The organism is Butyricimonas sp. RTP31003st1_G1_RTP31003_210430 (assembly GCF_040920905.1).
Classification (GTDB): domain Bacteria; phylum Bacteroidota; class Bacteroidia; order Bacteroidales; family Marinifilaceae; genus Butyricimonas; species Butyricimonas paravirosa.
Map to the genome: position 1 here is coordinate 21,834 of NZ_JBCOSQ010000010.1, position 15,908 is coordinate 37,741.

The window sequence follows — 15,908 nt, forward strand, 5'->3', positions numbered from 1 at the left end:
TAAAGCAAGAATCTCCCAATTAGAGATCTTTCTGTCCCCATTTTTCCCTTTGTAACCGCTCGGAATTGACCAAGATAAATAAAAGGAGTAATGAATCTTTAGAAAGTTTATTTTTAAGATAAGCGATAGCCTCCGACTTTTTATTATAGATTGTCTGTTTATTTTTACCTAATTTTTGAGCAATTTCCTCCACTTTCCAACCATCGAAAAATAGTTTTAGAATCTCAGCACTCTCTTCAGGCAATAATCCCAAGATATAATGAAAAGTCGAAAGAGTTTCACTTTCAATAATATCTACTTCAAATGAATCTTTATCCAACAACTGACCAGCTTTATACTTTTCGACACATTGATGATGTCTGATATAACTTTTAAAATGGTTCCGTAAAGAAACATATAGATAAGCCTTTATATCGGTTAAACGTTCGAATTTTAGCGAAGGCGATTGCCACAAATTTAAAAAAACATCGTGAATGGCATCACGGGGTTCCACTTCTGTATGCTGATATAATTTTGCTGTAAAATAAAACAAATCATTATAGAACAGAGAATAGACTTTTCCGAAATCTTTCTCTATCCTACGGTTAAAATTTTTTAGCAAAATAGTTTCCTCTTTTTCCGGTATCATCATCCTTGTTAAATATATTGCCGATAAAAATACTCACCTCATTAGTACGGGAACCTTGTTTTAAAGAGCAAATTAATTCATAAAATCAGAAACTTGCAAATACAAAAAGAAGTTGTTATAGTTTCTTTATCTTATTTATCCCTATTAGCATTGAAAAAACGAATGTATTATAGAAAAAAACAAAAGAATTTGCACATCACAAATAACTAAAAATCAGCTATATTTTCTTTTTCAGAAAAAAAATATCCGATTTTGAAGTAAATTTTTTCGTGTCACGCGTTTCCTTTATAAATATCCCGAAGTAACAAGTTCACAGTTCTTCGAGTATTTGAACCTCCCGGAGAAGGGAAATTAAATCGGTAAAAAATGAACATTCTATGAAATTGGAAGATAAGGAATTTGAAGATTATTATCATCGGGCTCATCATCTCACGAATGAGTTATTATCAACCTATAATAATAATCTGAGTTTGGAAGAAAATAAGGAGGTCGACACTTTTTTAAAGGAGAATCATCTTTCTGGAGAATTAATTGATCGTTTGACTTCCTCTGAAATTCACCGGGAATACTATAATCGTTTGGCTCAAGAAAATAAAGAAGAAAATCTGGCTTTATTATTAGCACAAATGAGAAAAGAAAAACCGAAACAAAAAAGATTCAGAATATGGTATCATATCGCAGCTTCAGTAGCTGCCATTATAGCCATTATCTTTTGGACGCAATCTGAACGACAAGTGGAAAAATATGATGATTGGTATAGCCAGACGATAACAGAACAATATACCCAACCAACTTTGATTTTAGAGAACGACAGTTCCTTGATTTTAGCAGATGATGCCCAAGCAATCGTTAGCCAAGATTATGAAATTAAAAAATCGCAAGGAAATTCCCTAAAATATACAGTAACGAGCCAATCCGGAACTCTTCGCTACAACAAACTAATTGTTCCTAAACAATATACCTACACACTAAAACTTAGTGACCAATCAGAGGTTATACTAAATGCGGGGAGTATACTCCGATATCCAGTAAGTTTTACAGGAGATAAACGGGAGGTTGAACTAATTGGAGAAGCATTTTTTAAAGTGGCAAAATCAGATAAACCTTTTTTAGTACGACTGGGAAAGAATAATGTAACCGTCTACGGAACTCAATTTAATATACGTTCCAGAGCTAACAGTGACCTTGAAATCGTATTAGTCAAAGGAAGTATCGGATTTAAAGCAGAAAACCAAGAAGAAATCAGAATTAAGCCTTCACAAATAGTCGTTTGTCAGCCAAAGACCGGAAAGACTCAAGTGAAAGAGATTAATCCCAAGGATTACATCATGTGGATGGAAAATATGTTTGTTTTTAAAGGGCAAACTCTAGAACGGATTTTATCAGAAGTGTCAATATGGTACGGAGTACAGATAGACATCCAAGTAGACGTAAAAGATATGAAACTGACTTTAATTACGAACAAGGATAATTCATTAGAGGACATCCTCAAATTTATCACAAAAATTACAAACATAAAAATAACTAAAACCGGAGATATGGAATATAAAACAGAGTAGTAAATAAAAGAGCATCCCAGGGATGCCCTTTTCAGACTTTCCCGCAGAATCAGATTGGCGTCAGTATCTGTCGGAAAGCAGTGATTCAGTAATGTGTGAATAAGTTGAACTTAATTTGTATTACCAAATGCTATACAAAATTATGAAAAAAAAGTATGTAGCAAAAAATGCTTGGTGTATTTATTTCCTTTTGGCGGTAATTTTACTGCCGATTCAGACAACGGCTGCAATCGATCCGGCTCAGCCGATCTTAAGCCTCTCTATTGAAAATAAAGTGGTAACTATTCATGTCCGGGATGTATCTTTAGATGAAATCCTGTTGTTAATGAATAAACAAACAAATATTTCCTTCGGTTATCAAGAGGGAGTGATTGATAAAAATCAGAAATTTTCTTTGGATGTTTCAGGGGTCCCGGTAGAGGAAGCATTACGGATTCTTTTCAAGAACAGTAATTATGATTTTGAGTACAAAGATCAGCGGATATTGATTGTATTAAAATCTATTCCCCAAACAGAGGCAAAGAAAGATAGAACAGTAAAGGGGGTTGTGCTAGATCAGTCGGGCACTCCTCTACCCGGAACTACCGTTTTACTCAAAGGAACCACGTTAGGGGTTGCAACTGATGTGAATGGTTCGTATAGCCTCCAAATTCCACAAGGTAACCAAACCTTAGTATTTTCACTTGTCGGAATGAAAACTCAAGAAATCCCTTATAAGGGGCAAATTGAAATTAACGTGACAATGGAAGAAGATATCACAGAAATGGATGAAGTAGTTGTAACCGGTTATTCTGTCCGAAAAGTAAATGAATTGACCGGGGCCGCACAACAGTTTCATGGAAAAGAAGTTGCCCAAAACATGGTTAATGGAGATATCTTGTCAGCCTTGAAAGGACACACGACGGGCTTACAAATTTCAGGTAGTGACGGGAACCCGGCACGAAACAACTCTTTACTATTAAGAGGTGTCGGTACGTTATATGATAGTAAACAGTATCCTTTGATCGTGATTGATGGGATCGTTACTGATTTTACCAACATCAACGGGGTCGTAGCAGCCAATGACATAGAAGAAATAACGGTATTAAAAGACGCAGCATCTTCTGCAATTTACGGATCACGCGCTGCCATGGGTGTAATCGTGATTACCACGAAAAAAGGTCAGAAAAGTAGACAAACAACTTCTGTAGATATGAAATTTGGTCTCAGCGTTCAGAACTTCGGAGGATTACGATATATGACTTCAGAGGAGCTACTTGATTACGGTAAAATGAGCCTAACGAACTGGTGGAATGGGAATAATAGTTTACAAGCTAAATATCCCGATCGAGATGGATTTATCCGAGACACGCTAAGCTCTTTATCCCAGAATTTTGATCTTTCCCATACAACCGATTGGCGAGATCTACAATATCAACACGGGATTACCAAAAGTATAGGTGTCAATATTTCTGGGGGAAGCGAACGAGCTAGTTACTATTTATCCTATAATTATTTTGATGAAAAAGGAACAAAAATCGATAATTACCTGACTCGCAATTTTTTAAAATTACGTATGGATTATGATGTTACTCCATTCTTAACCCTAGGAATCAATCTGAGCGGAACATTCTCCAAGTATGAAAGTCCTAATAGCGGTTCTTTTGAAGACTACCATCCCTGGCTTTCTCCTTACGACGAAGATGGCAAGCTAAAAAAGAGCATCCCACAATGGAGAAGGTTTGCCATGTATAATGTTGACCTCGTGAATCCCCTAATGGATAATCAATATAACAGCAGTATCAGCCACAATGACAACCTAATGGGCTCTTTTAGCGGAACGTTACATCCTTTTAGTTGGATGAGTTTCACTTCCGTAAATACCTATACACGGATTTATTCCAATACCAATAATTATCAGGATAGTAGAACCTATTCCGGAAATTACAGCAACAATAACTTCAGTAACGGAATTTTGGATATCAGTGATGCCCGAGACGATAGTTTCCTAACTTCTAACATTCTCCGGATGGAATATCGTTTTAATGACCATAACATATCGGGACTTTTAGGACAAGAGTATTACGAACGCCACTCCCGTAGTTCAAATCTATCCATGTATGACCAAAGTGTTGTTGGTGAAAGAAATGTAGGAGGATTCTCAAAAGTTGGAAAAAAGATTCAATCCTCTTACGTGCCGGACGGAAGTGAGAGTGAATCGGGAAGTTTTTCTCTCTTTGCTGAGGCCAATTATAACTATAAAGGCAAATATATGGCTTCGGTATCTTTCCGTACAGATGCCTCTACCAATTTCGGAAAGGATAACCGTTACGGGAAGTTCTATTCTATAAGTGGTGCTTGGCTAGTATCCTCGGAGAAATTTATGCAAAAACAAAAGGCTTTATCTTTCCTTAAATTACGCTTAAGTTACGGAACTTCAGGTAAAGAAGCCGGTATAGATTACTTGAACTACACTCTATATGCTATCGGGAAAGATTACGAAGATTATTACCGTGAACATCCCTTATACCCCTCTTCTTATCCTGCCGTGATCAATCAGTTGGGGAACGACCAATTAACCTGGGAAACCGCCTATACTTTTAACCTAGGAGTGGATATGGGATTTTTAAATGACCGAATTCGTTTAAATGCTGATTACTACAGACGCCGCAATAGTGACTTAATCATGAGTGTTGCAACCGCTGCTGCAATCGGAGTAGGAGCCCAATACAAAAATGTAGGAGAAATGTTAAATCAAGGTGTGGAACTGACTTTAAACACTCATACTCTAAAATCACCTACTTTCAACTGGTATACCACTTTCACCTTCAGTCACAACAAGAATGAATTGACAAAATTATATGATGGATATTTTGTAGACGGAGAAGGCCGTACTTTTTATGAAGGCGACAATATCGATATGTTGAAAAAAGTGAAGGTGAACGGCGTGGATAAAGAAACCGGGAAACCAATTTACGAACGGGTAAACGAGGATGGTACAATCGAGTACGTAAACACCTTGACCAACGCAACTTCTGGAAACGGAGAACTAAGTTATCAGAACATTGGATTAAAACGGGCTCCCTACTACGGAGGATTTACCAACACGTTCCAATACAAAAACTTTGAACTTTACCTACACATGACTTATAGTTTTGGTTATAAGGCATATAGTTCTCTCAAAACAAGTTACACGGACGGAACTGCTTGGCTGTATAACAATATGTACAAAATACCATCGGGATTAAAAATATGGCAAAAACCTGGAGATGATGCAGATATTCCTATGGTCAATAGCGATCCTTCGTATACACAAAATCTTTATGGCACAACTTCTTTTGGATATATCAATTCCGGACACGTTCGATTTTCTAAGATCCGCTTGTCTTACAATTTTCCTGAGAAATGGTTACGCCAAATACGGATTCAGCACTTGTCATTAAGTTTTACCTGTGATAATGTCGGCGTGATCACTTCTCGCAATTTTATCGGAGCTGATCCGGAGAACCTGGGAGACTGGCCAGCTCCCCGTCGTTATGCCTTTGGTTTGAATTTTACTTTTTAATGGTTAAATAACTGATTATGAAAAGATATATTAGCTTCATTTGGATTCTGATTTTCTTAGGTTGTGATGCCCGTCTAGATGAAATGCGACCTCACAATATGTCGGATGCCTCTACCTATCTGAAAAAATTTGAGAATGTAGTAAATGCAACATCCGGTTTGTATGCCTTATTTTATGGGAAAGTCGGAGGCTTTAATTTCGACTATATTTATGAAGTCGTTTATCATACCCTAGGAGAATTTAGAGGAAACAATGTCGTCTTCGCAGAACCGTTTGAAGGTACTTCGGATATTTCCTTGGGAGCTCCGGATGCACATTTTTATTTATACAGCGATCAAAAAGAACAGTCTTTTGCCTGGCCAATGTGGATTAAAATGAACCAGATTGTTATAGGAGCATCTAAAAATATCGAAGCCATAAAATTGTTAGAAACCGAACCGACCGAACAGTCCCGCCTAGATGAACTGAAACAATTAAAAGGTGAAAATTACTTTATTCGTGGTCTGCTCTTTTTCCATGCGGTCAATGCTTTCGGACTACCATATTGGAACGAGCCTGAAAAAAATCCGGGCATACCTTTGGACACGACTGGAAGCGGCCGATTGTTACCCAGAAGTAGTGTAAAAGATTGTTATGAACGTATTATTCAAGATTTCAAAGAAGCTGCATCATACTTACCAGATGAAAAAATAGATCGATCATTTGCAAACCGAGCTGCCGCTTATGGAATGCTTTCCCGGGTATACCTTTACATGGGAGGCCTGCCCAACACTCCGAATGAAGAGTATAACAAGCTGGCTATTACTTACGCAGATAAAGTATTTGAAATTCAGAATGACGTAATAGACATTCTCAAGGGAGAGGAATATAAGGATTTATACTTGAAAGATCCGAAAACTAACCCGGAAGTACTTTTTGCATTCAATCCTGCAAACTTTCCCTCAGATAGTCCCAGCTATCTTCATTCCTATTATTCATGGTCAGGATTTACCGACTCTAAAGAGGAATTTCCCTGTCCGGCAGTTATCTCCAAAGATTACGAGAAAATTATGGATAAAGAGAAAGATCTCCGATGGAAATACTTTACCACCCCTTCTATCCGACATCAAGGAAGATATACCACAACAAAATATGATGGAGGGGAATTTGAATTATTTCCTGGATTCGTGGACTTTGAATGTCCGACAATTTTCATTCGTACAGGAGAAGTCATTTTGAACCGAGCCGAGGCTTATGCTAAATTAGGAGAAGATGGAAAAGCCTTGATAGACCTCAACCAGATTCGAGAACGCTCGGGCTTAACCACATTAAGTGGAATTGGAGGGCAACAACTGAAAGATTCCATTTTTATGGAAAGACGTCGAGAATTAGCATTTGAAGCGCAAGTATTCTATGACTACACGCGTAATGGAATAAAGCTGTCACGGGAGGAGGTAACAACTGTTTATCCGGATTATATCGGTCATCAGTACAATGAAATTGATCCTCTCTCTTCCCGTCGGATTGTTTTCCTTATTCCGTCAGAAGAACTGAAATTGAACCCCGAATTAGAACAGAATACGTATTGATATGAGCAAGTGGTATATTTATGTCATATTACTCACAATGGTTACAGCGTGCTATCAAGCACCTGTAACCGATGTACGTATGCACGTGAAAGGATTGATGGAAAATGATTCTGCAGTTTCTGTTATAACCCGGGATTCTGTTTATACAGCCTATCTTGATAAAACTTGTGGTGCCGCTTTAACATTGGATCCTAAACAAAAGGCTGATTATGCCATTTTCCGTTATCACGGGGTTTCTGTTCCTATTTACATCGAACCGAACAAGAATCTTGAGATTTTTCTAAAAATTGAAAACTGGGAAATGGAGGTCAAATTCGCAGGAAGCGGAGCTCCCAAGAATGAATACCTGAATAATAAAACTTTACGTGAATTTTATCCCGATTATAAAACGGATGAGGCTGGGATCATACAAAGTTTGAAAACATGGGAAACAAAATTATCGGAGATGTTAGATAGTATGCATTTCGACTCTGCCTTCACAGCTATAGAGAAGAAAAGAATTCATTACCTGATATATGCTTATCTACCTCGTTATCCTTCTTATCAGAAATATCAACTTCAAAAACAGGAATATGAAGCCTCGGATGCATTTTACACCTATATATCCCAACAGATTCCGGAAGAAGAAGAGTTGATAGATATGCCCGAATACCAAACTGCTCTTCAAAATTTAGTGCAAGCCTTCGGCTTAAAGGGCTTACGAGAACAGAATGAATGGAGATTCTTGAAAAAACAAATGGAATATATAGACAAACAGGTCAAAAATCAAATAATCAAGGACTTCTTGATGGATAAAATAACAACTCGTTATGTGGAAAAAAATGGAACTGACCATTTGGAAGAGATTGTTCATTTTTATCACGATAATGTTAAAGCATCGGGAAAAAAGCTGAAATTCGACGATTTATGCCAGAAATGGCTAAAATTGGTAAAAGGACAACCCTCTCCGACATTTAACTGTTTGGATATTGAAGGAAAAGAGGTCAACTTAACCGATCTAGCTGGGAAGTACGTTTATATCGACATTTGGGCAACTTGGTGTCGTCCATGCCGTGCCGAACAACCCTATCTGGAACAACTTATACAAAGATATGAAGGAAAAGATATTGCCTTCGTCAGTATCTCGACAGACCGAGACAAAAAAGCTTGGGAAAAACTCGTGAAAACAGAACAACTGCAAGGAATACAATTATATGGAGGAAGGGGAAATTCTTTTATAGAATCTTTTGTCGTACGCAGTATCCCTCGCTTTATATTATTGGATCGGGAGGGGAAAATTATTGAAGCAGATATGAGTCGTCCTACGGATCCTCGAACAACGGAGTTACTGGATTCCCTTATTTCCTTATAATTTATAATCCGAACTCTGATATTAGAAAACTTTGGCGACACTCTTGAGGTATCGCCAAAGTTCCTTTTAAATAGATAATAATTCAAATATATTTCACATATTAATTCATGTTGTCGGCTGAATCTCATCCCATTCTGCCCAATCACTTGCCCCAATCAACCAATTAAAAGCATAATGCCGTTCCATCACAACACCACCATCCAAGGACGCCGGAGCCTCCTCGCCTTTTACACGGGCATCCACGCAAGCCCAATCATAACGCAACGTCAGATCAGCCTCATCCAAAATCTCCTGCCGATCCCGAATTTCACCCAACCCCAACACCGTCCCGTTCTCCTTGTGATCAAAAAATAAACGTGCGATATACGGAACGTCACAGATCGCCGAAGGATAAGGTAACTCGACAATTCCCAACGCCCACAATAACACGGCACAGCACTCGTAACGCCACAAAAACTGGATACAATCGTATTGTTCAGGAGAAGGATTTTCCAGATAAGCCCTTTCTAACGGAGTAAATTCATCCATGATATGATACCCCTCGTCAACCCGGGCCACAAACCCTAAAGCCTCTTCCCGATCCGGGTTTTCCGATAACATCACCTCTGAATACAAGGCCACGGCAAACAAGGCTTCTGCACGACGAGCTATTTCTTCCGGCTTTCTTATCATCGCCTCACAATCCAATACCTCGCAAGGTAAATGTTCCATATAAGGCACTCCCGCCTCTTTCAATCGTACGAAAGAACGTTCCCGACGGGCTTGATCCACGTCTCCTGCCTCCGGACGTCCCACCTCTAACAAGTCAGAATTCGCCACCGGCCGGAAAGTCTCGTATTCACTCTCGCCCTTGACAGAAAAAAGCAACTTTCCTTTGCTATCAAAAAGACTCATACTCGGATAAAGCAAAAAGCCATTCACATCTCCCGCCACGTCATAAAACGTGTTAATGATGTAACTCGTCCGGTCTTGGTTATCATCCAGTTCGAACTCGATCCCCACGATACAATTAAAACACTGTATCTGACGAATCACCTCCTCTTTAATGGCAGTCAAGGGAGAGTCTACCCGTGCAAAATAATTTGCCATACCTTCCGTGTGTTCAGCTACTTGATCTGCCTGACTTCCCGACTCCATCATAGAGCAACGGATCATCGTATCATCCTGCAACAAGATCATCCAGCGATCATCTTCGGGAGTAAACATCTTCGTCACGTCCTGAAAACGCACACGCATAGATTCGGCAACACGACTGAAATCCCCGATTACCGTGTAAAGAGTTAAATTTGCTTTTTCCATATATTCCTTTTTAATTTAGAGCAAAGATAAGATAATGAACTCTTTCTTTCACGATTACTCCGGTAAAATCTCTATCCAATAACCATCCGGATCATTGATAAAATAAAGTCCCATATCCGTGTTCTCGTAGCACACACAATCCATCTGTTTGTGATAGGCCCGGACGGCATCATAGTCCCCAGGGACACGCATACAGAGATGAAACTCCCCTTCCCCTAGATCATAGGGTTCCTTGCGATCCCTCAACCAAGTTAATTCCAATAGAAAACCCGTCTTCTCTTCTCCCATATACACTAAAATAAAAGAACCATCCGGAGCTTCCATCCGACGTACTTCCTTTAATCCCAACGCTTTCTCGTAAAAGCGAATACTCCTATCCAGATCAAGTACATTAAAATTGAAATGATCAAATCTACCCTTTACTTCCATATATTAATTTTTAATTTATAATTTTAGATTGAAGAAATTTACCCATTCTAAATTTTAACCTCTTCTCCCCTGTAAGTCAATTCCACGAAACGCACGCCCCGGCTTTCCGCATATTCTCGAAAAGCATGGGTATGGGCATACTTCTCATCGAAATGCATCGGGACAAACATCCTCACACGAAAACGATCCACGAATTGCTTGGCTCCCAACATATATTCCCGTCCTAACCGGGGATCAACGGGAAACATCACAAGATCCATCCGGTCTGTTCTCCGGACAAGAATCTCCAATTCAGCCAAGTAAGCGTTTTCCGCCTCACGAACTTCCTCTTCTGTCGATTCTTCCTTCCAATGCCAGTTATTCAAATCCCCGGCATGAAAAATCAATTTCCCATCCAGCCCTAAAAGAAAAGAAATACCTAAATCCGTTGATCCAAAGGCCTCTACCTCCAACACCCCATCCGACCAGATCTCGCCTTTTGATAAATAACAAGCATCATTCAATCGAGCCAACCCATTTTCAAGAATATCTTTTGAAAAAACATATTGAATGTCCGGATGCATCTTCTTCCACTTCAACACCTCCGGGTTAAAGTGATCAGCATGAGAATGAGAGGACAACACGTACAATTTTCCGGGTCGTTTGATCAACTCATCGTGTACAACTCCCGTCAACGGTTGCGATGCCGAGTCTTTATAATAATCAATGATTACCGTAAAACTCTCTCCCACTAAGGCAAAACAACTATGGTATATATAAATTAATTTCATCCTATTTTCTATCTTTCTATTATATACGAAACACTCCTGTCACAAGTTATTTCTTCTTAAAAATCAAGTGTTCCATGATTAACACGGTAATCACCCCCATCACGAAACCATTCCCCACAATCGGCTTGAACAAAGAAGGTATCAAATTCAACACCTCCTCCGGGGCAAACGATAACAACAGGGCAACCATCAACGGTAACCCCACAACGACCCCGCTATCGAAATCTGCGATCGCCTTCTCCCTCACCAACATCTGTAACCCGGCGGCCAATTGCGTCGCCATCAAGTAGAGCAAAATCGCACCCATCACCACGCCCGGAATCGTCACCAGCATCCCCACAACAGAAGGGAAAAAAGCACACAAAATCAACCCGGCCCCGGCAGGTAACAAGGTATAACGAGAAGCGCACCCCGTGGCAGAAATCACCCCCGGACTCATGGAATAATCCACCGGACCTATCACGCCGAACAAACCGGACAGGACGTTCGTCACTCCCACGATCCCGACACCCCGAGTTGTACGCTGATCCATTCGATCAGCCTGTAACATATGTCCTACGGCTTGTATCGAACCAAGCTCGTTCACAATCAAAGCTATATAACAAAATAAAAAGGCCAGAATCGTCCCCGCCTCGAAGTCCAATGGGAAATTAAAAACAGTTGCTTGTTCCGGTATTATCCCGGCTTCCGTTGAAGGCAACATCGGAAAACCAAACACCCCGTAATACACCAACACGCCCCCCACAATTCCCCATAACACCGTGGTTGACTTCCATATTCCCCGCAACAATTTATTCCCGATTACCAAAGCCAGCACCATCACCAGCGTGAAAAACAGATTAAACAAGGCATGTACCGCATCTCCCAACACCAGTTTTAAGATCACCGGCGTCAGCGTGAAAGCGATCAAAATCAAGATCACCGTCACAATACGGGGTGTAAACACGAATTGCAACTTTCCCAATAACCCGCTATATGCCAGCACGGTCAACACGAGACCGCCCACCATAATCCCCGTGTAAACAGCCGGAATCCCCGACGACACGGTGGATAGAATCCCAATCAACAACACCGATGCCGGTCCGATAATCAGCGGCAACCGATGTCCCCACAACACTTGTACAATCATCGCTATCCCCATGATCCCGAACAATTTTTGCAAATAAAATGTCTGTTCTGCCACATCCGTGTAATGAAGTTGCGACACGATAATTCCCATGATCACCACACAAGGAAGGGAGACAATCCACCACTGCAACCCGTACATCAACATGGGTAAAATCCCCGGCTTATCATTCAACTCGTATTTCATATTCTTCGAATTTTAGTATGTAAAAATAGCACTTTATAGATTCCTATTCAAAAAAAAACGAGAACATTTAAAGCCTGTTTAAATTTTGTTGAACAAACTTTTATCGTTGCTTGATTACCTCTAGGTCATGCCAATGTTCCTTCGGTGTTCCTATATGTCTCCGTCTTGATTCATGCCGCGTTTAAATGTATTTCCTCCGGCGATCACTCGCAAGAGACACGGAGAAAGCACGGAGAAAGCACGGAGAAGACCTAGCCAAACAATAGAGTAACAGCGTATTAGATGAGTAGTGAAGCACTTATTGGCAGATAACTATCTTATATCAAGATAGTTGATCTAAAAAAAGATATATAGACTCAAAAATTCCTCTTCCTGCAAGGTTGTTAGATAAATCTTATTCATGGTCATTTAATGACGTGGTAATCTTAAACCTTGGAATAACCTGTCTCTTGAACAACTGGCCCCAATATTTTTATCTTATCAACGCAAAATTTAAACAGGTTTTTAAAATATTATTATTTCTCATTCGTCTACAATAATAGAAAGGCTAGTCAATAAATATAAATTTAAAACAAACAAAGCCATGAAACGCTATCAAGAAACACTGCTCAAAGACTTCGAAATATTACTTCCTTACATTCTTCTTTTGGGAGTTCTAGTATTACTTGCAATATCCGTATATTTGTTGCAAGATTTCACGAAGATATATCAAATTTACACGACATGCTAAAATAAACGTCATGAGAAATTTTAGACAAAACAGAGGAGTATTCTCCCTATTCATGCTTATCGGTCTGGCTGCCATTGTTGCCGCCATCATGCTTTTATGGAATTACTTGATTCCCTCCATCATCGGTTGGACAACTATCAATTACTGGCAAGCTCTTGGACTTTTCGTCCTCACCCGCTTATTATTCGGTGGTTTCCATGGTCACGGATTCATGAGACCTCCCGGAAAACCCGAACATTTACACCATTTATGGGGGAAAGTCAAAAATATGTCTCCGGAAGAACGACGGAACTATATCCGTCAACGATTTGAAGAACGCCAACAAGTATTCAACGATGACATTTTCGGAGAAGAAAAGCCAAAAGAATAACCCTCGACAATGGATAAGCAACAAGACCAGCCTCCCCGTAAGATAAACATATCAGAGGTTTTCAAGAAATATCAGGGGCAACTAAAAAGTTTCATTGCCAAACGGGTTACCGCCAAAGAAGACCGGGAAGACATCCTACAAGATGTCTTTTACCAGTTACTTAAAACGGACCCGGTGGCTCCTCCCGTGCAACAAATTTCGGCTTGGCTCTACACAGTTACCCGCAATCTTATCATTGACCGGAAAAGAAAACACCGGGAAAAAGAAATACCGCAAGCCCGAACAGAAGAGGGAGAAACGTTTATCCTGAAAGAAGTATCCGAATGTCTCTTTGATGCGGACAATTCTCCGGAAAAAGAATACATGCGCTCATTGGTCTGGGAAGAACTTGACAAGGCCTTGGCAGAACTTCCCGACGAGCAACGAATTGTATTCGAGTTGAATGAATTACAGAACTTTTCATTCAAAGAAATATCAGAAAGTTCCGGTATTCCAGTCAACACCCTTATTTCCCGGAAACGATATGCCGTTCTATATCTCCGGGAAAGACTTTACAATATATACGAAGAACTACTTGGCGAATAAGTACTTCTGCATCCGAAACCGTCAAGCGATCACCACTCACCATCAAAAGCCCTATTCCCTTAACATTTTCAAGACATGAGGCGCAAGTATTTCTACAAAAAATCCGTATGTTTGCGAGTAAAGTTTTAACCATTTAAACAACACGACACATGGACGATCAGCAAAAAGATCAGGAAGTATTTCGCCAAAATCTGAACGAGAAAGGAAATTTCCAAACTCTATTCCAAATATACCTGCTATTTACCCACAAAGGTTCACGCCCTGACGGGAAGGATATTCAGAAAACATTATTATCCAAATTCGAAAAGGTAGATATAGTAGCCAACGTGAAGGATTCTCTCTCAACTTTTGCTATCTGGAAATACATCGTGGAATACAAGGATAATCAACGACTGCCCGCACAAGTATTGATGTCCGACTTCGAAAACTTCGATGGAAACAATATCGACTTGATGCAACGCAGTCAGTTATGGGATTGCCCGGAAAAAGACGAGATTCTCGCCAATTGCAAATATAAAATCATGCTTTCCGACTTCATGGCTTCCGGTCTCCCTTATAAAGAACGTTGTGCCATGTTAACGGAATGGCTGAAAACTACCCTCGAACTATTTCCGGACTGTGTTGCCGTGTGGACTCCCTCAAGCGGCAAACTGCTAACCCGTGAACAGGTTTTAAACAACCCGTGGGCCGCTCCCGCACGATTCCTTCATTTCGGGATGAACATTCGTTTTTTCAACATACAAAACACGAACGACATGATGGTGGACACGCTCGGACTATACGCTATCGGTTTACCTGACATCCAGTACCATTTCCACGATCTGGATCCCAATGCCGTGGTTAACCATGCCTACAACGCCGCAGCATACATTTTCGACACAGACGCTTCCATCAAGGACGGGGAAACCATCGACGGGATCTCGGAACAAGGCATTGACCGCAGCATACAATGGAAATGCCAATACGAACGATCCCTCATCCAACCCGACCGGGAAGTCATGGACATCTGTCCCGGAGAATATGCGGCAGGTGAAAGGGAATAATCCGAACATCTATCAAAAATACTCGTAAAAGAGAACAACAATCAAAAACAAAAAACACATGAAAGTAATAGCAATCAACGGAAGTCCCCATCCACAGGGGAACACCTTCCATGCTTAAAAAAACATTGGTGAGGAATTAAAAAAAGAAAACATAGAGTTTGAAATACTCCAAGTCGGGAGCCAGAATATTCACGGGTGCATGGGATGCAATATGTGTTTCCGGAACAAAAACGAGAAATGCGTAATCACAAACGACTCATTCAACGAACTACTACAAAAGATCAAAGACGTTGACGGCATTATCCTAGGTTCACCCGTTCATTTTTCCGGTATTGCCGGAACCATGAAATGCTTTCTCGACCGGGCATTCTACGTTTCCGGGGCTAATGGCAACTGGTTCCGTCACAAGGTCGGTACAGCAATTGTTGCTGTTCGTCGTTCAGGAGGTTCCCATACACTCGACGGGCTGTATCATTATCTCACGTATTCTGAAATGCTTATTCCCTCATCTAATTACTGGAACATCATCCACGGGTTGAAAGCCGGAGAGGCCATTCAAGATGCAGAAGGAAACCAAATCATGCGAATACTTGGGAAAAACATGGCATGGCTACTGAAAATGAGAGAGCAAACAAAAGATACACTTGCAGCCCCGGAAACTGAAACCAAAATAATGACAAACTTTATCCGGTAAATGTAAACACACCAATCTCTTTCGCA

13 protein-coding genes are annotated in these 15,908 nt (G+C 40.2%); 8 read left to right on the forward strand and 5 right to left on the reverse strand.

Going from position 1 to position 15,908, the window contains the following annotated elements; translation table 11 throughout:
• Positions 1–19: 19 nt before the first annotated feature.
• A complete protein-coding gene (locus AB5542_RS04705) occupies positions 20–628 on the reverse strand; it encodes an RNA polymerase sigma factor (RefSeq protein ID WP_279039397.1) in 609 nt (202 codons plus the stop codon).
• Positions 629–1,005: 377 nt separating this feature from the next.
• Here AB5542_RS04705 and AB5542_RS04710 point away from each other — a divergent pair, with 377 nt between their 5' ends.
• The 4 genes from AB5542_RS04710 to AB5542_RS04725 all read left to right on the forward strand — a co-directional run bounded on the left by AB5542_RS04710 (position 1,006) and on the right by AB5542_RS04725 (position 8,650).
• On the forward strand, positions 1,006–2,187 hold the full coding sequence (locus tag AB5542_RS04710) for a FecR family protein (RefSeq protein ID WP_279039398.1): 1,182 nt from the start codon (positions 1,006–1,008) through the stop codon (positions 2,185–2,187).
• Positions 2,188–2,329: 142 nt separating this feature from the next.
• Entirely contained in the window at positions 2,330–5,731 is a 3,402-nt protein-coding gene (locus AB5542_RS04715) for a SusC/RagA family TonB-linked outer membrane protein (protein ID WP_279039399.1), read from the forward strand.
• 17 nt (positions 5,732–5,748) lie between these two features.
• The gene (locus AB5542_RS04720; protein ID WP_118304743.1) at positions 5,749–7,299 is read left to right on the forward strand and encodes a RagB/SusD family nutrient uptake outer membrane protein; all 1,551 of its coding nucleotides are present in this window, start codon (positions 5,749–5,751) and stop codon (positions 7,297–7,299) included.
• A 37-nt stretch (positions 7,300–7,336) separates the two neighbouring features.
• Positions 7,337–8,650 carry a TlpA family protein disulfide reductase gene (locus AB5542_RS04725; RefSeq protein ID WP_158571899.1) on the forward strand — a complete coding sequence of 438 codons (1,314 nt, stop codon included), beginning with the start codon at positions 7,337–7,339 and terminating at the stop codon, positions 8,648–8,650.
• A gap of 105 nt (positions 8,651–8,755) precedes the next feature.
• Here AB5542_RS04725 and AB5542_RS04730 read toward each other — a convergent pair whose 3' ends face one another.
• Genes AB5542_RS04730 through AB5542_RS04745 form a run of 4 tightly spaced genes read right to left on the reverse strand, consistent with a single transcriptional unit; the run spans position 8,756 to position 12,460 of the window.
• Positions 8,756–9,949 carry a DUF4272 domain-containing protein gene (locus tag AB5542_RS04730; protein WP_279039401.1) on the reverse strand — a complete coding sequence of 398 codons (1,194 nt, stop codon included), beginning with the start codon at positions 9,947–9,949 and terminating at the stop codon, positions 8,756–8,758.
• Between the two features lie 54 nt (positions 9,950–10,003).
• Entirely contained in the window at positions 10,004–10,378 is a 375-nt protein-coding gene (locus tag AB5542_RS04735; protein WP_118450773.1) for a VOC family protein, read from the reverse strand.
• A gap of 47 nt (positions 10,379–10,425) precedes the next feature.
• Positions 10,426–11,148 carry an MBL fold metallo-hydrolase gene (locus AB5542_RS04740; protein WP_279039402.1) on the reverse strand — a complete coding sequence of 241 codons (723 nt, stop codon included), beginning with the start codon at positions 11,146–11,148 and terminating at the stop codon, positions 10,426–10,428.
• Between the two features lie 46 nt (positions 11,149–11,194).
• Entirely contained in the window at positions 11,195–12,460 is a 1,266-nt protein-coding gene (locus tag AB5542_RS04745; RefSeq protein WP_279039404.1) for a uracil-xanthine permease family protein, read from the reverse strand.
• A 740-nt stretch (positions 12,461–13,200) separates the two neighbouring features.
• On the opposite strand from AB5542_RS04745, the gene AB5542_RS04750 reads away from it, so the two are divergent.
• The 4 genes from AB5542_RS04750 to AB5542_RS04765 all read left to right on the forward strand — a co-directional run bounded on the left by AB5542_RS04750 (position 13,201) and on the right by AB5542_RS04765 (position 15,882).
• On the forward strand, positions 13,201–13,560 hold the full coding sequence (locus AB5542_RS04750; RefSeq protein WP_182002193.1) for a hypothetical protein: 360 nt from the start codon (positions 13,201–13,203) through the stop codon (positions 13,558–13,560).
• A 9-nt stretch (positions 13,561–13,569) separates the two neighbouring features.
• Positions 13,570–14,145, forward strand: coding sequence for an RNA polymerase sigma factor (locus tag AB5542_RS04755; protein ID WP_118261155.1), 576 nt, complete (start codon positions 13,570–13,572; stop codon positions 14,143–14,145).
• 149 nt (positions 14,146–14,294) lie between these two features.
• Positions 14,295–15,188, forward strand: a complete 894-nt coding sequence (locus tag AB5542_RS04760) for a DUF4261 domain-containing protein (RefSeq protein ID WP_279039407.1) — start codon at positions 14,295–14,297, stop codon at positions 15,186–15,188.
• Between the two features lie 124 nt (positions 15,189–15,312).
• On the forward strand, positions 15,313–15,882 hold the full coding sequence (locus AB5542_RS04765; protein WP_279039453.1) for a flavodoxin family protein: 570 nt from the start codon (positions 15,313–15,315) through the stop codon (positions 15,880–15,882).
• Positions 15,883–15,908: the final 26 nt, after the last annotated feature.